The sequence below is a fragment of the Syntrophotalea carbinolica DSM 2380 genome, from assembly GCF_000012885.1.
Lineage (GTDB): Bacteria > Desulfobacterota > Desulfuromonadia > Desulfuromonadales > Syntrophotaleaceae > Syntrophotalea > Syntrophotalea carbinolica.
On sequence record NC_007498.2, the window covers coordinates 2,316,741 to 2,331,965 of the forward strand.

The 15,225-nt window shown below is 53.3% G+C and carries 14 protein-coding genes; 4 read left to right on the forward strand and 10 right to left on the reverse strand.

Going from position 1 to position 15,225, the window contains the following annotated elements; all coding sequences use genetic code 11:
• A complete protein-coding gene (locus PCAR_RS10955; RefSeq protein WP_011341738.1) occupies positions 1-645 on the reverse strand; it encodes a carbonic anhydrase in 645 nt (214 codons plus the stop codon).
• A 271-nt stretch (positions 646-916) separates the two neighbouring features.
• Between PCAR_RS10955 and PCAR_RS10960 the strand changes: the two genes are divergently transcribed.
• Positions 917-1,099, forward strand: coding sequence for a hypothetical protein (locus PCAR_RS10960; protein ID WP_011341739.1), 183 nt, complete (start codon positions 917-919; stop codon positions 1,097-1,099).
• A 101-nt stretch (positions 1,100-1,200) separates the two neighbouring features.
• Here the strand turns inward: PCAR_RS10960 and pgm are convergent, their stop codons facing one another.
• The 3 genes from pgm to PCAR_RS10975 all read right to left on the reverse strand — a co-directional run bounded on the left by pgm (position 1,201) and on the right by PCAR_RS10975 (position 6,475).
• Positions 1,201-2,853 (reverse strand): phosphoglucomutase (alpha-D-glucose-1,6-bisphosphate-dependent), encoded by a 1,653-nt coding sequence (gene pgm / locus PCAR_RS10965; protein WP_011341740.1) that lies wholly within the window; start codon positions 2,851-2,853, stop codon positions 1,201-1,203.
• Positions 2,854-2,991: 138 nt separating this feature from the next.
• Positions 2,992-4,965, reverse strand: a complete 1,974-nt coding sequence (locus tag PCAR_RS10970; RefSeq protein ID WP_011341741.1) for a GNAT family N-acetyltransferase — start codon at positions 4,963-4,965, stop codon at positions 2,992-2,994.
• Positions 4,966-5,170: 205 nt separating this feature from the next.
• On the reverse strand, positions 5,171-6,475 hold the full coding sequence (locus PCAR_RS10975) for a citrate (Si)-synthase (protein WP_011341742.1): 1,305 nt from the start codon (positions 6,473-6,475) through the stop codon (positions 5,171-5,173).
• A 202-nt stretch (positions 6,476-6,677) separates the two neighbouring features.
• On the opposite strand from PCAR_RS10975, the gene dusB reads away from it, so the two are divergent.
• The 3 genes from dusB to PCAR_RS10990 all read left to right on the forward strand — a co-directional run bounded on the left by dusB (position 6,678) and on the right by PCAR_RS10990 (position 10,333).
• Positions 6,678-7,706 (forward strand): tRNA dihydrouridine synthase DusB, encoded by a 1,029-nt coding sequence (gene dusB / locus PCAR_RS10980; protein ID WP_011341743.1) that lies wholly within the window; start codon positions 6,678-6,680, stop codon positions 7,704-7,706.
• A 6-nt stretch (positions 7,707-7,712) separates the two neighbouring features.
• Positions 7,713-8,813 (forward strand): two-component system sensor histidine kinase NtrB, encoded by a 1,101-nt coding sequence (locus tag PCAR_RS10985; RefSeq protein WP_011341744.1) that lies wholly within the window; start codon positions 7,713-7,715, stop codon positions 8,811-8,813.
• 86 nt (positions 8,814-8,899) lie between these two features.
• Positions 8,900-10,333, forward strand: coding sequence for a sigma-54-dependent transcriptional regulator (locus PCAR_RS10990; RefSeq protein WP_011341745.1), 1,434 nt, complete (start codon positions 8,900-8,902; stop codon positions 10,331-10,333).
• Between the two features lie 80 nt (positions 10,334-10,413).
• Here PCAR_RS10990 and dnaB read toward each other — a convergent pair whose 3' ends face one another.
• The 6 genes from dnaB to ychF form a co-directional block, all read right to left on the reverse strand.
• Positions 10,414-11,784, reverse strand: a complete 1,371-nt coding sequence (gene dnaB, locus PCAR_RS10995; protein ID WP_011341746.1) for a replicative DNA helicase — start codon at positions 11,782-11,784, stop codon at positions 10,414-10,416.
• A 68-nt stretch (positions 11,785-11,852) separates the two neighbouring features.
• A complete protein-coding gene (gene rplI / locus PCAR_RS11000) occupies positions 11,853-12,299 on the reverse strand; it encodes a 50S ribosomal protein L9 (RefSeq protein WP_011341747.1) in 447 nt (148 codons plus the stop codon).
• Between the two features lie 20 nt (positions 12,300-12,319).
• The gene (locus tag PCAR_RS11005; RefSeq protein ID WP_011341748.1) at positions 12,320-13,276 is read right to left on the reverse strand and encodes a YybS family protein; all 957 of its coding nucleotides are present in this window, start codon (positions 13,274-13,276) and stop codon (positions 12,320-12,322) included.
• 17 nt (positions 13,277-13,293) lie between these two features.
• Positions 13,294-13,569 carry a 30S ribosomal protein S18 gene (gene rpsR, locus PCAR_RS11010; RefSeq protein ID WP_011341749.1) on the reverse strand — a complete coding sequence of 92 codons (276 nt, stop codon included), beginning with the start codon at positions 13,567-13,569 and terminating at the stop codon, positions 13,294-13,296.
• A gap of 51 nt (positions 13,570-13,620) precedes the next feature.
• Entirely contained in the window at positions 13,621-13,968 is a 348-nt protein-coding gene (gene rpsF, locus PCAR_RS11015; protein ID WP_011341750.1) for a 30S ribosomal protein S6, read from the reverse strand.
• Between the two features lie 161 nt (positions 13,969-14,129).
• Positions 14,130-15,224 (reverse strand): redox-regulated ATPase YchF, encoded by a 1,095-nt coding sequence (gene ychF / locus PCAR_RS11020; protein ID WP_011341751.1) that lies wholly within the window; start codon positions 15,222-15,224, stop codon positions 14,130-14,132.
• Between the last annotated feature and the right edge of the window lies 1 nt (position 15,225).

Below are 15,225 nucleotides of genomic sequence, written 5' to 3' on the forward strand. Positions count from 1 at the left end.
TCAGGATGCGTCTGCTGTGACTAAAGACTTAAAAACACCTGAATGCGGGTCGTAACTCAGCAATTCGCCGCAACCCAGATCAAAATACCAGCCATGCAGAGACAATGTTCCCTGCTCCGCGCGCCGGCGCAACCAGGGAAAGGTGAGCAGATTATCCAGGGATAGCAGAATTGCAGCCTGCTCGCAGGCGCGCTGCTGCACCTCGGCGGATTTACCGGGCAAACGCTGCAGTACTTCGGTTTTGGCAGCCGCCATCATACCGACCCAGTGACCGATGAATTCCCTATCACCTACGCCTTCATGATTCATCAGATATCCGATACCGCCACACTGTGAATGCCCAAGCACAATCACATGCTGCACCTGCAGATCGCAGACAGCATATTCGAGGGCCGAACTGATACCATGGTGGGCCATATCCGGTTCATAAGGGGGAACGAGATTGGCGACATTGCGCACCACAAACAATTCACCGGGAGCGCTGTCCGTAATCATTGCCGGATCGACCCGGGAGTCACAACACCCAATGACCAGGGTCTTGGGACGCTGTCCCCCTATGAGTTCATCGAAAAGCTCCTTGTCACCATGAAAATACACGTTGTGAAAACGCCGGAAGCCGGCGATCATTCGGGAGATATCTTCCATCGATCACCCCAATAAAGGTCGTTAAAAAAACAGCTTGCCCATCTCGGTAAAAAAATGTGGTCCACATGTTTCTAAAAAACGCCGTCATTCAAACAACGGGCGTAATGATCCATCAGGATTTTGAGGCATGGAGGGAACCGCAGTGCCCCCCAAGCCTCTGTATTTTACTAAAACCTTCTAAATATTTCCTTGTTGATTTTTCCCCGGTGGATTTTGAATAATCTGTTTCACCATTAGCGGGAATGCTCCCGCCACCAGGCAGGAGAATGTCATGGAAAAAATTTTCGAGTTGATCAACTATGGCGAGATCGTTTCTTTTTACGACCACGGCACCCATGTCGTCGAAGTTTCGTTGTTTCTTGATGAGAGACGCTCCCTTGAACCCCAGTCGGTGACCTTGACCCACGAAGAGGCCCAACGCAAAATAGCCCTGCTGCGCGACAAACAGGCCTGATCGTAAACCGATAGAGTCGTTACTCGAAAGATCGAAAATAGCCCCCCCCTGCCCCAGCGAAGATTGACTGCAGGGACAGGCGAGAGCGACACCTGTAGAACTTATGCTTCGGCAGCCTTGAAGACCTCGCTGACTATCGCCTGCGCCTGCTGCTGAATCTGTTTCAAATGCGCTTCATCCTTAAAGGACTCCGCATATATTTTATAAATATCCTCTGTCCCCGACGGGCGTGCGGCAAACCAGCCGTTTGCGGTGGTCACCTTGAGTCCGCCGATTCCCGCACCGTTGCCGGGAGCGTTGGTGAGCTTGGCGATAATCGGTTCGCCGGCAAGGGTGTCGGCCGTAATCTGTTCGGGCGAGAGCTTGCTCAAGACAGCCTTTTGGATGGAGGTTGCGGCGGCGTCGATACGGGCATAGATGGGATCACCGAATTTCTGCACCAGATCCTGGTAATGCTGAGCCGGATCCCGCCCGGTCACTGCGGTGATTTCGGCCGCCAGCAGACAAAGAATGATACCGTCCTTGTCCGTCGACCATACGCTACCGTCCTTGCGCAAAAACGAAGCACCGGCGCTTTCCTCTCCGCCAAACCCGTAGGAACCATCCGCCAGACCGTCAACGAACCACTTGAAACCGACCGGAACCTCCGCCAGGGGACGCCCCAGATCGGCTGCTACGCGATCGATCATTGAGGAGGATACCAGGGTTTTGCCGATGATGGCGTTGTTGCGCCATGCGCTACGGTGACTGAAAAGGTAGTTGATGGCCACCGCCAGGTAATGGTTGGGATTCATCAGCCCCGCCGACGGGGTGACGATGCCGTGACGATCAAAATCGGGATCGTTACCGAAGGCAATGTCGTATGCATCCTTGAGTTCGATCAGACCTGTCATGGCGCTGGCGGAGGAGCAGTCCATACGGATCTTGCCATCCTTGTCGACACACATGAAACTGAAGGTGGGATCGGGGTGGCCGTTGATAAGATCGATATCGAGACCGTATTTTTCGGCGATGGGGCGCCAGAACCCGAGACCGGAGCCGCCCAGGGCATCCGCAGCAATACGCAGACCGGCATTTTTGATCGCCTCCATATCGATAACGTTGTCGAGGTCATCGACATACGGAGAAATAAAATCGTACGGCACCGTTGACGGTGCGTTGAGCGCCTGGTCATAGGGAAGCCGTTTAACCCCCGCCAGGCTCTGGCGAAGATAGGTGTTCGACTTGTCGGCAATCGCCGATGTAACGTCGGTATCCGCCGGTCCCCCGTTGGGCGGATTGTACTTGATGCCGCCGTTATCCGGAGGATTATGGGACGGCGTGATGACTATTCCGTCGGCAAGATGCCGTTTCCTCCCCCGGTTGTAAGTGAGGATGGCATGGGAAATCACCGGCGTGGGAGTGTACTCCAGGTCCTTGGCGACACGTACTTCGACCCCGTTGGCAGCTAAAACTTGCAGGGCGGTGGCGTGAGCCGGCTCGGACAGGGCATGGGTATCCATCCCCAAAAAGAGCGGCCCGTCGATTCCGGCGTCTTTGCGATAATCGCAGATCGCCTGCAGGATGGCCAGAATATGGTGCTCGTTGAAGGAACCTTTTGTCGAAGTACCGCGATGGCCTGAAGTGCCGAAGACGACCAGGTTTGTCTCGTCACTCAGATCGGGATGCCGGGTGTAATAGTCGCTGATAAGCCTGGGTATGTTGGACAAAAGTGATTTCGGGGCCGGATGACCTGCCAATGGGTGAAGCGTCATACCTCTTTCTCCTCAATCTACAGTGCTCGTGGTTCATGGTGGCCATGCGCCGTCAAATGGGACATTTTAACGGACAAGCCATCCCTGTCAAGACGCTGCATGCCCCCTTAATAAGTACAGCCAACAAAGCCGCTACGCCTAATCCGTGAAAACCAAGCCGTCGAAATCGTCATCGGTTCCCACAATCAACTCATCGTACTGCCGTCTTGAAAGCTGCACCAACCTTCCCAACGTAACAACTTTGAGGGTATCGAAATCGTAGCTGCTCACATTTCGGGTGACATGGTAAAAAGACAGGGCTTTATCGGGTTTGATCCCCATATCCAGCAGTTGCTGCCCTCCCCGCTGCAAAAGCTCGATCTTGTCGTAAAGGTCCTCTTTGTTGGCAACGGACCACACCCCCAGCAAGATGGGGCTATCGAGATTTTTGACATCGCCCTTGAATTCCCCGCGAATCAACTGATCCCGCTGGCATTTTAGGTAGGGAACGAAGTCAAGATGCTCGGCAAGGCGTCTGTCCGTCGCAAAAAATGCGCCTGTGCGGGGGTCCAATGTAAAGATAATGGTCCTTTGAATCGCCTGCCCGTAACTTTTAAAGTAAATCCCTTTGTATTTCTGAAAATCAAATGAGTTAAGAAGAAAACTCTCATTCTGTTTTATGCGGTTGAGCATGCCCAGCAACCAATACCGAATCATTTCATGGTCGATGCGATATTTATCAAGTTCATCCTTGAGCTGTCTGAAGCTGGTATCGCCATACCTGTAGGATAGTACGAGCGCGTATATATCACGGACGTTGTTATGAATACTGAACGATTGAATCAGGTCATAGCTGAAAATCTCCATTTGCCGCAACTGCCAAATCAAAGAAGCGACTTCAGTCCTGCTGCTGTTCTCATCCACATCGATGGTTTCTGTCGACTTCATAAACTCGATAAAACGGGTCTCCAAAAGCCCCAGTTTATCGGTTTTTTTCTTGGTACTGATATTCAGGGAGATGGTCCAGCGGGTAAATTTGCCTTCGCGACTTTCCACCTTGATATTTGCGGCGCCAAACGTCGAAAAAACCTGTTGGGTTCCGATACCTTCACCGGCCTTATCCTGTTTGGTGGTGCGCCCCACAAAAAAAGGCAAATTTTTACTGTCCACCTGCAACCGGTCCGGGCTGATACCCACACCGTTGTCCTGAATGATCAGCACAACCTTGCCATCCTTGCGGGTCAGCATGATCTGAATCAGTCCGTTGCGACCCGCCTCTTCGATCGCATCGATGGAGTTCGATGCCAGGTTGATCAAGGCCCGGCTGTAATCCATATAGCGGCCGATCACCGGTGGAATGTCCGCACCGAGTATCAGACGGATTTCGCAGCGAACGTTTGAGGCTTCCACAAACGGCATAACGCGGGTCGTAAGAATTTCCTTGATACTAACCTCGTGAGAAGCCTTGATTTTATCTTCATACATACTGAGGGTACTCAGCAAAGCCGTGTTCTCACGATTTATATCTTCGATAATCTGATTGAAATTATCCACCGACATGATGGAAATCATATCCGATAAAACTTTGAGGGATTTTTTTGCGTCGTGCCTGACTTTGCTCAATTCCTCTATGACGGAAATCTCTTTAGGCTTTTCAGAGGCAGACTTTTCGAGTATGGATCTGGCCGTCGCCGACATCAGGTAAAATCGCATTTTCCTGTAGACCGTCGAATCTTCAAGGCTGAAACCATTACTGTAAAAAAAGTCTATGGTACTAACCAGCTTTTCCCATACGTAAAGATAAACATAAGATGTATCGTCGATATCCTCGGCAAGTTTTCTTATAAAAGCGGAACCGATCCCCTTTCCCCTGCCGAATGGAGAAGTAACCTGTTTATAAACCTGAAATTTGGTTTTTTCCGGATTGGAATAGACCAGGATATACCCGAGAAATTCTCCCTCCTCGTCCCAGACATAGCTGTGAAGATAGTCTATATCGAGGGTTTTATCTTTGATAAAGGGCGAAGGTATCAGGATCGAATCGATATTCAGAAAAGGTATTTTTTTGATTTTCCTTTGGTCTTCCTTGGTCAAACACCTTATGTAAGTAAAGTCATTGGTAAAACCATCCATGAATTGTGACTACCTTTCATGAAACGCAAAGTTCGGCGAAACGGACGGCCTGAACTGACGCCCGAATTAATTTACCTCAACACAAAGATCGATTCCGACAAATAAATAAAAATGGACCCCTTACCACGCGCGGAGGGGTCCATCCTGTAGCTATCTTCCTTTTTTCAAAACTGCCCACACGATGGATGGCCGTTTAAAAGTCATGTCACTGAATACCCGCGGTTTTCTCCATCATATCCAACGTTATGGACTTGGGGCGCTCCAGCGGGTAGCCGAGAGCCCGGTCCCAGGTAATATTCGCCAACACGCCCAATGCCCGGCCTACGGCGAATAACACGGTGTAATATTCATACTGCGTAATGCCGTAGTGCCACTGAATAACACCGGACTGCGCATCGACATTAGGCCAGGGATTCCGCGCCTTGCCATGTTCCTGCAAGACCTTGGGCGCCACCTTGTAAAGCATCTTGACCAGCCGATACAGATCATCATTGGGCAGGTACTTTTCGCAGAACTCCATCTGCGCGCTGAACCGCGGATCGGTACGACGCAAAACCGCATGGCCGTAGCCGGGGATCACCTGACCACTGTTCAGCGTATCCCACAGGTAGCGTTCCAACTCTTCCTCAGTCGGAAGCTTGCCGCCCAGTTTCTCCATTTTGCTCTGGATCCAACGCAAAACTTCCTGGTTGGCCAAACCGTGCAAAGGCCCCGACAGCCCGTTAACTCCGGCGGAAAGGCTGTAATAGGCATCGGCCAGAGCCGAGGCCACCAACCGCGTGGTATGTGCCGAAACATTGCCCGATTCGTGATCGGAATGCAAAATGAAATACATCCGGGCCACATCATCGTAGGGAGGAGCAATACCCATCATATGCGCAAAGTCGCCGCCGAAATCGAGTTCGGGGTCGGACGGGATGGGCGTATCGCCCTTGTACTTCAAGCGATAGATATAAGCGGCGATAGCCGGCAGTTTGGCCAGCAGGTTGCAGGAATCCTCATACATGGGATCCCATAGGTCGCCCTTTCCCATGCCTTCGTTGTACCGTTTGGCAAAAATGGATTCACCCTGCATAACCACAATCGCAGCGGACAACATGGCCATGGGGTGCAAATCCCTGGGCATCGCGCGCAGGGCATCGAATACATACTGAGGAACCGGCCTGCGCGCCTGAAAATCCGCAACCACCTCGAGAGTCTGTTCCATGGTCGGCACTTCACCGGTCAACAGAAAATACCAGAAACCTTCGACATAGGGGTATTCCGACCCGGGGACCTTGGGCAATGCCGCGAAGGTCTCAGGTATCGTTTTACCACGAAACCGCACCCCCTCTTCCGGATCAAGGTAGGAGATATCGGTAACCAGGCATTTCACCCCCCGCACACCGCCGATAGCCTGGGCAATGGTAACCTTGTCCAGCTCGACCTGGCCGTACTCTTTAAGCAAACGGGTAACACGCGGGCGCTGCTCCTCGATTTTCCGGAACAACGTATCTTTTAATTGAGACATCATCAACTCCTTGAACGGCATCGGACTTCCGTAAAATCGATTACAACGATATGGCGCAACAAAGTCGGTTCATCGCACCATCTGTCATAAAAAGATTTTACACCACGCTTTAATTTTAAAGCAAAATGGCCGTCATCGCCATCGCTCCAGTAAATTTATATGATGCACAATAGCTTGTAAATACAGTAATAATCGAGCCTCAATGATTTTTACTTGCAATCTGCCAGAGTCATGGTTAAACTGCATAAAAATTGTGCAAATGATTATAAAATCCCTACATATAAAACATAATATTTTGCTGGCCCCCATGGCCGGCATTACCGATCTTGCCTGCCGGCTGCTTATGCGACCGTATGGCATAGGACTGGCGTTTACCGAAATGATCAGCGCCAACGGCCTGGTGCTCGGTGGTGACGCAACCAGGGATCTGCTGGCATCCACGCCGTCGGATCGTCCGCTGGGCATCCAGCTGTTCGGGGAAAATCCGAAATACCTCAGCCAGGCGTGCAAACAGGTCGAGTCGCATGGAGATCTTATCGATCTCAACATCGGCTGTCCGGTCAAAAAGGTCGTCCGCAGCGGTGCCGGCAGTGCCCTGATGCAGACTCCTGCCCGAGTCGCCCAGATTATCGCGGCCATGCGTCGCGCAACCCATTTGCCCTTGACGGTCAAAATACGCGCCGGGTGGGATGCGTCGCATATCAACTTCCTGGAAATCGCGCACATCGCGGAACAGGAAGGGGTTGACGCCATCACGCTGCATCCGCGCACCCGCAGCCAGGGTTTCTCCGGCTCGGCGAACTGGGATCTGATCGCCGAACTCAAACGCCGGTCAACGATACCCGTTATCGGCAGCGGAGATATTTTCGAAGCGCAGTATGCGCAGCGCATGCTGCAACAAACGGGCTGCGACGCGGTCATGATCGGCCGGGGATGTTACGGTAATCCGTGGCTGGCAAGAGACATTCTGGCTATGCGGCAAGGGCAAACGCCGGCGCCGGTCACCCCCGAGGAACGCTGCGACGTCGCCTTGCGCCATATGGAGCTTTTCCTTCGTTTCAACGACGAACGCAAAGCTGTTTTCGATTTACGCAAGCATCTTTGCTGGTACGCGAAAGGCTTGCCCGGTGCCGCCCAGTTCCGCTCAAGCATCAATCGTGCGATGTCCATCGAGGAAATGCGGACTCTGGTAATGCACTTTTTTGAACATGCTGCCCACACAACGGACTGAGGGTTCATGAAAAACAAAGAACCGAAAGATCGCTCCCTCTACATGAGGGTACTGGAAAATATGGAAGAGGCAGTGGTCGCCATCGACAACGCGGAACGCATTGTCCTGTTCAATCCTGCGGCTCAGATTTGCACCGGATATTCCGAAAGGCAGGCCCTGAAACGCTCCATGGGTGATCTGTTCGGCTCCAGCAGCGAATTTCTGCGTCTGGTACGTTCGGCGCTGCAGTCCGGGCGATCGATCACCAGCCATGAAGACCTTCTCTTGCATCGCTCCTCGGCTGCCCCTCTGCCGGTCGGCTTATCCGCCTCGCCTTTATTTAACCGGGAAGGCGTGCAGGAAGGCGCGGTACTGATTCTACGGGATCACTCCCAGATCCGCGAACTTGAAGAGACCGTCCGCCAGGCTGACCGTCTGGCCATGCTGGGCACCCTGGCAGCCGGACTGGCCCACGAGATCAAAAACCCTTTGGGTGGCATCAAAGGCGCGGCACAATTGCTGAATCTCGAACTGCCCCCGGACAACCCCCTGCGCGAATACACCCGCGTCATGACCCGGGAGGTGAACAGGGTCAACGATCTGATCGAGGAATTGCTCGACTTGACCCGCCCTCGCCCCACGCAACTGGGCGAAGTCAACCTGTCACGCATTCTGGCGGATCAGATTCTGATGCAGAAGCAGGGTCATCCGGACAAGCAGATCACCTATCATATGCAACTGGATCCCAGTATCCCGCCCATCCGCGGCGATGAAAACCTGCTCTCCAGATTGTTTCTGAATCTCCTGAAAAATGCCGCCGAGGCCATCGAAGGTGAAGGCACGATAACCGTGACTTCGCGTATTGCAGGTCAATACCTGTACAACAAACCCGGCGAACGTCCGGTGCCGATGGTTACGGTCGAGATTCAGGACAACGGGCCAGGCATCCCGCCGGATGAACTTGACCGCATATTCACACCCTTTTTTACCACCAAAACCAAAGGATGCGGACTGGGACTGGCTATCTGCCAGAAAATCATCAACGAACACCAAGGTTCCCTGCGTGTATCCAGCCAGGCAGGTCAGGGCACCTCGTTCACCATATCGTTGCCATTGAAACGGGGCTAACCCGTTCGCAGGGCCGTTATTAATTCATATTCGACCGCCTCGCCACTATCGGCGAAGCGGAAACCATGAACTCGGGAAAATAAAGCATGTCCATTCAACGCATTCTGGTAGCAGATGACGAGGAAAGCATCCGCTGGGTGCTGCGCAAGGCGCTCACCAAACAAGGCTTCACCGTGGATCTGGCCGCCGATGGCGAAGAAGCCAAAACCTTCTTCAAACGCCGCCAATACGACCTGGCTATTTTGGATATCAAAATGCCCGACTTGTCGGGCCTGGAACTGCTGCGCTATTTTCAGGAACAGCGTCCAGAAATGCTGGTCATCATCATCACCGCCGAATCTTCCATGAAAAATGCCGTGGAAGCCATGAAACTGGGGGCGTACGATTACCTGACCAAGCCTTTCGATCTGGATGCCCTGGAAGCCATCATTGTCAAAGCCCAGAAAGCCGCCGCGGCAGCCGAAGAAGTGCATCGCCTCAAGACCGAACTGAAGGAACAGTACCCACTGGATCGGGCGATTATCGGCAAAAGCAAGCCGATGCAGGAAATATACAAGATCCTCGGCCGGGTGGCGCCAACGGATGTCACCGTGCTCATTACCGGCGAAAGCGGTACCGGCAAGGAGTTGGTGGCCAGGGCGATTCATTATAACAGCCCCAGGGTCGGCAAGGACTTCCTGGCCCTTAACTGTGCCGCCATCCCCAGCGAACTTCTTGAAAGTGAACTTTTCGGTCACGAAAAAGGGGCGTTTACCGGCGCCACGGAACGCAAAATAGGCAAGTTCGAACAAGCCAGCGGCGGGACCCTGTTTCTGGATGAAATCGGCGACATGCCTCTGGAGCTGCAAGCCAAACTGCTGCGTGTTTTACAGGAGCGGGAAATCACTCGTACCGGCGGCAGCAGCTCGATACCCGTGGATGTACGCATCGTTGCGGCCACCAACCAGAATCTGCGCGAACAGGTTGCCGCCAGAGAGTTCCGAGAAGATCTTTTTTACCGCCTCAACGTGGTGCCGATTGCCATCCCGCCCCTGCGGGACCGGCGGGACGACATCCCCTTGCTGGTCGAATACTTCCTGGATCGGGTCCGCGAAGACCTTAACGTCGGGGTGCAGGGATGCACCAAGGAAGCCATGGCGCACCTCAGGCGTCACGACTGGCCGGGCAACGTCCGCGAGCTGGAAAACACCCTCAAACGGGCGGCCCTGCTGTCCTCCGACCAACTCCTCACGCCCAACGATTTTCCCGGATTGGTACCGGAGCCGGCCCGCAAGGAAACCGATGAATCGCTTGAAGCGCTGATTTCAAACAAACTGCTGGCGACTTTCGCGCCGATGGACGTCAACGAACTGAACAATCTCTACCAGATGGTTCTGCATCAGATGGAACGGCCGCTGATTTCCATTATCCTGGAAAAAACCCGTGGCAACCAGGTAAGGGCCGCCGAGATCCTGGGCATCAATCGCAACACTCTGCGCAAAAAGATCCAGACCCTGGATATCGACCTGAAAGAACTTTAGGAAACAGCTTCGCCCCCCATACGCAAAAACGGCTCCGGACTTTACTGTCCGGAGCCGTTGATGTTTGAGGGGAAGTCCTGTCAATAGGGTTCGTCTCGGCGCGCCTGATTTTCAAAACGGGTAAACTGACCAAGAAAGGTCAGGTGAACGGTTCCGATGGGACCATTACGCTGTTTACCGATAATAATTTCGGCGTCTTTATCGTGACCCTTTTCACAGGTCCGCTCCTTACTGCGACAATCGTCGCAATAGACGGCCTCGCGGTATATGAACATGATAACGTCGGCATCCTGTTCAATCGCACCCGATTCACGCAAGTCTGCCATTATGGGCCGTTTATCGGTTCGGTTTTCCAGCGAACGGTTCAGCTGGGAAAGAGCCAGAACCGGTACATTGATCTCCTTTGCCAAAGCTTTGAGAGACCGGGAAATTTCGGAAATCTCCTGCTGGCGACTTTCCGAGTTGTGCCCTTGCATAAGCTGCAGGTAATCGACCACCACCATACCCAGATTGTGTTCGGCCTTAAGACGGCGCGCCTTGGCCCGTAATTCCATGACCGTAATGGCGGGAGTATCATCGATAAAGACCGGGGCTTCGGACAGCTTGCTGGCCCCCTCGATAAGTTTGGGCCAGTCCGATTCGACCAGGTTTCCCGTTCTCAGACGACCTGCATCGACCCGGGCGAGAGAGCACAACAGACGCTGCACCAGGGATTCTTTACTCATTTCCAGAGAAAAAACCACCGTGGGCACAGGTTCGGACGCTCGAACTGCGGCATTTTCCACGAGATTCAGGACAAACGCAGTCTTACCCATCGAAGGACGACCGGCAACGATAACCAGATCCGATGGCTGAAGACCGGCGGTCATTTCATCCAGAACCGTGTAACCCGTGGAAACACCGGTTACGAGCTCCTTACGATGATATAAATCTTCGATAATCTGAATCGTATCCTTCATAATTTCCCGCGTAGAAAAATACGAAGGGCGGTTTTTCATCCCGCTGATTTCGAAGATGGACTTTTCCGACCAATCGAGCAGCGCTTCAATATCGCCACCTTCATATCCCCGCGTGGCGATTTCCGTCGCCACCGAGATAAGGTGCCGGGCGAGCGCTTTTTCCTTCACCATCCGACAGTAATAGACGATGTTGGCGGCGGTAGGGACGTAATCGACCAGTGTGCTGAGGTAACTTATACCGCCCACAGCATCAAGTTCGCCTTTTTTCTGCAGTGAAGCCGTGAGAGTGACGAGGTCGGCGGGTTCGCCGGTATCGGAGAGGTCGATAAGAGCGGAGAAAATCTTTTTATGACTTTCCCTGTAAAAGTCATCGGGACGCAGTATTCCCAAGGCCTTGTTGAGGGCGTCGTTTTCAAGCAGTATGCCCCCCAGTACGGACATTTCGCCTTCCAGGGACTGGGGAGGGAGTTTAGTCACCGGAATATCGTTCATAGTTACAACTGACAGTGGGGGGAAAAACAGTCGGCACCGGAGCAAACTCCGGTACCGACATGTATGTATTAATCAAGCGCGGTTACCGCAACCTTCACCGTAGCGAGGATGCCGGCCGGCAGCTTGACAGCGACTTCGTATTCACCAAGAGCTTTGATCGGCTCATCGAGTTGGATCTTTTTACGATCAACCTCAACACCGGATTCTGCCAGTTTGGCCTGAATCTCCATGCTGGTTACAGAACCGAACAACTTGCCGTCATCGCCTGCACGCAGAGCAAATTCGCAAGTCACCTTTTCGATCTGCGCTTTAACAACCTCGGAAGCCTGCAATACCTTCTGAGCTTTGTGCTCAAGCTGACGCTTTTGATGCTCGAGTTCTTTAATATTGCGGGTATTCGCTTCAACAGCGAACTTTTGGGGGATAAGAAAGTTACGCGCGTAACCAGGCTTTACTTTAACCAGATCACCGATCTGGCCCAGGCCATCCACGTTTTCCATCAAGATGATATCCATTGAGTTCCTCCAAAAAGGATCTAATCCTTGCGGTTTCTGGGCTTTCGAAAATCGATCCAGAGATCGAAAATTCCAACCCCGGTTGCAAGCACCCGTAACGGGAGACTCGCAACAACCAAAAAATAGCCAAGTATCCGGAATGCCGGGGGCACCCCTTTAACGGTAAGAAAGTAACTTGTTATGGCCAGTCCCTGCAAAAAATAAATAGCGGCCACAATCACCAGCACGTTCAATGCGAATCGGTGCCCTGCCCCTTCAAAAAGCAACACACCAGCTCCGCTGGCTATGAGAACCCATATAAGATTCTCCGCCACTTTCCAGCTACCGAAGGGAACCTGCACAGGCAATATATCCCCTGCCCGCCGGTTGAGAAACAGCACCAGCACCAGAAGCATACCGGCAACCGTCAGAACGGTAATGGCAGGATACAGTGCCACAAGCTTGCTGCCAACCTCCCCCAGCACTTTCTCCGTCTGCTGAGCGACATCGGCAGGCAAACCGGCCTGCTTGAGCGCGGTAAGCGCTCGATCAACCTCGGTTCGGGCCCAACCGTCCGCAAAAGCGAGGGGGGACTGTCCGAGCCGAAATGCGTACACACTGAGAATGCTTAATCCGCCAGCCACGGAAAAACCGGTTCCGGCCAGGACGGCGGCATCCCAGTGCCAGGATTTTTTCAGCAGTAGCGGCACCACAACGGAGCCTACCCCAAACTGCATCAGGTAGGCGCCGCCGAGCGCCGCGCCGCCGATAGCGCCCAGCAATAATGCACAGGCGGATACGGCGACGACCGCACTGACTACGCCTTGGCGAAGCAGCAACAATGCCGCAGGCCATGGTATGACGAATGCCAGCACACTACCGAACAAAACCAGCAAACCGCTTTGCCCCTGTGATATGGCCGCCAACACCAACATCTGGATGCCAAGCGTTGCGGTCACGGCCAATGCAGCAGGTAAAGCCTTTTGTGCAATACTCAAGGCAAGGGTCCTCGGATCTAGTCGAGGGAATGACCGGCCGTAAAGGGCAGCAGAGCGATATTGCGTGCGCGCTTGATGGCTTCGCGAATTTTACGCTGATGCTCGGCGCAGTTCCCGGAAATCCGGCGAGGCACGATTTTGCCGCGCTCGGTGATAAAATAGCGCAGGTTGCGGATTTCTTTGTAATCGATCTTCAGAGTATTGTCAGCACAAAACCGGCAACCCTTGCGCCGGGAAAAACGGCGACGGACGGAGCGTTTTGCCGGGGTGCCGGAAGTAGTTCTTTCAGCCATGATTGTATTCCTCCTTATAAGCGGACGATGTTGCCATCATCAGGATCCGGGTTATTCCTCTTCTTCGGCGTTTGCGCCTTCTTCAGCGGCGGCAGCGGCCTCTTCGACAAAGCCTTTTTCCAGCAACACCGTCTGAAACTTGATAACGGCCTCATCAAGACGCAGACGACGCTCGTACTCATCGATGATGGTCGGATCGGCTTCGAATACGGTCAGCACATAGCTACCGCGGCCCTGTTTCTTTACAGGATATGCGAGTTTGCGCACGCCCCATTCGTCGACCTTAAGGAGGTTGGCATTGAGGTCGGTAAGTACGCCTTTGAACTTTTCGACAACGGCATTGTACTCGTCCGCGACCTTGTCCGGATGGACAATCATGATGTTTTCGTAGGTACGCATGTAACTTTCTCCTCTCGAGTGTTTAACCCCGGCATAGTCCGGAGCAAGGAGTAGGCACGTTATGTGCCCGCCTAAAGACAGAACCTAGTTTATTACCACAGACACCCGTCAAGATCAACGCTTTTCAGGTATCCTTTCCAAGAATTTGCGCCGTCAGATGCCTAAACGTTAAAGCGGAAGTGCATGACATCGCCGTCCTGCACGACATAATCCTTGCCCTCCAGCCGCAGCAGCCCCTTCTCCTTGGCACCGCTTTCGCCACGGCACGCCACGAAATCATCGTAGGCAATGACTTCGGCGCGGATAAAGCCTTTTTCAAAATCTGTATGAATGACCCCGGCAGCCTGGGGGGCACGGTCGCCCTTATGCACAGTCCAGGCACGTACCTCCTGGACACCGGCAGTAAAATAGGTAATCAGCCCCAACAACTGGTAACCGGCCTGAATCATACGATCGAGACCGGAGCTTCCCAGACCTAGCTCCTGCAGAAATTCCTGTTTTTCGTCCCCTTCCAGCTCTGCTATCTCCGACTCGATCTTGCCGCAGATAGCCACCACTTCAGCGCCCTCTTCGGCCGCATACTCCCGCACCCGAGCGACATGCGGATGTTCGCCCTCAAGGTCGTCTTCGGCGACATTGGCCACATACAACACGGGCTTGGCGGTAATCAGATGCAGATCTGATATCAAACGTTGGTCCTCATACGACAATCCGGCAGAGCGTGCCGGTTTGCCGGCATCGAGAACCTCTCGAACCCGCAGCAACACCTCCTGCTGCGCAAGCATATCCTTATCGCCGCTCTTGGCTTGTTTCTGAATGCGAAACAGACGCTTTTCAACGGTATCCAGGTCGGCCAGGTTAAGTTCGGTCTGAATGACTTCGATATCGCGCATGGGATCGACAGAACCGTCCACGTGCACCACATTATCATCATCGAAGCAACGGACAATATTGGCAATAGCGTCGACCTGACGGATATGTCCGAGAAACTGATTGCCCAGTCCTTCGCCCTGACTGGCGCCGCGCACGAGGCCTGCAATATCGACAAACTCAATAGTCGTGGGAAGCACACGCTGCGGTTGCACGATATCCGCCAGGACATCAAGACGCGGATCGGGTACCGACACCACGCCGACATTCGGTTCGATGGTACAGAAGGGGTAATTCGCCGATTCGGCCCCTGCCGAGGTGATGGCGTTGAAAATAGTCGATTTACCTACGTTGGGCAACCCAACGATGCCACACTTGAATCCCATT

What these genes read in the sequence shown, in the direction of transcription:
- PCAR_RS10955 (WP_011341738.1), bottom strand. Translation starts at nt 645, where the DNA reads ATGGAAGATATCTCCCGAATGATCGCCGGCTTCCGGCGTTTTCACAAC.
- PCAR_RS10960 (WP_011341739.1), top strand. Translation starts at nt 917, where the DNA reads ATGGAAAAAATTTTCGAGTTGATCAACTATGGCGAGATCGTTTCTTTT.
- pgm (WP_011341740.1), bottom strand. Translation starts at nt 2,853, where the DNA reads ATGACGCTTCACCCATTGGCAGGTCATCCGGCCCCGAAATCACTTTTG.
- PCAR_RS10970 (WP_011341741.1), bottom strand. Translation starts at nt 4,965, where the DNA reads ATGGATGGTTTTACCAATGACTTTACTTACATAAGGTGTTTGACCAAG.
- PCAR_RS10975 (WP_011341742.1), bottom strand. Translation starts at nt 6,475, where the DNA reads ATGTCTCAATTAAAAGATACGTTGTTCCGGAAAATCGAGGAGCAGCGC.
- dusB (WP_011341743.1), top strand. Translation starts at nt 6,678, where the DNA reads ATGATTTTTACTTGCAATCTGCCAGAGTCATGGTTAAACTGCATAAAA.
- PCAR_RS10985 (WP_011341744.1), top strand. Translation starts at nt 7,713, where the DNA reads ATGAAAAACAAAGAACCGAAAGATCGCTCCCTCTACATGAGGGTACTG.
- PCAR_RS10990 (WP_011341745.1), top strand. Translation starts at nt 8,900, where the DNA reads ATGTCCATTCAACGCATTCTGGTAGCAGATGACGAGGAAAGCATCCGC.
- dnaB (WP_011341746.1), bottom strand. Translation starts at nt 11,784, where the DNA reads ATGAACGATATTCCGGTGACTAAACTCCCTCCCCAGTCCCTGGAAGGC.
- rplI (WP_011341747.1), bottom strand. Translation starts at nt 12,299, where the DNA reads ATGGATATCATCTTGATGGAAAACGTGGATGGCCTGGGCCAGATCGGT.
- rpsR (WP_011341749.1), bottom strand. Translation starts at nt 13,569, where the DNA reads ATGGCTGAAAGAACTACTTCCGGCACCCCGGCAAAACGCTCCGTCCGT.
- rpsF (WP_011341750.1), bottom strand. Translation starts at nt 13,968, where the DNA reads ATGCGTACCTACGAAAACATCATGATTGTCCATCCGGACAAGGTCGCG.
- ychF (WP_011341751.1), bottom strand. Translation starts at nt 15,224, where the DNA reads ATGGGATTCAAGTGTGGCATCGTTGGGTTGCCCAACGTAGGTAAATCG.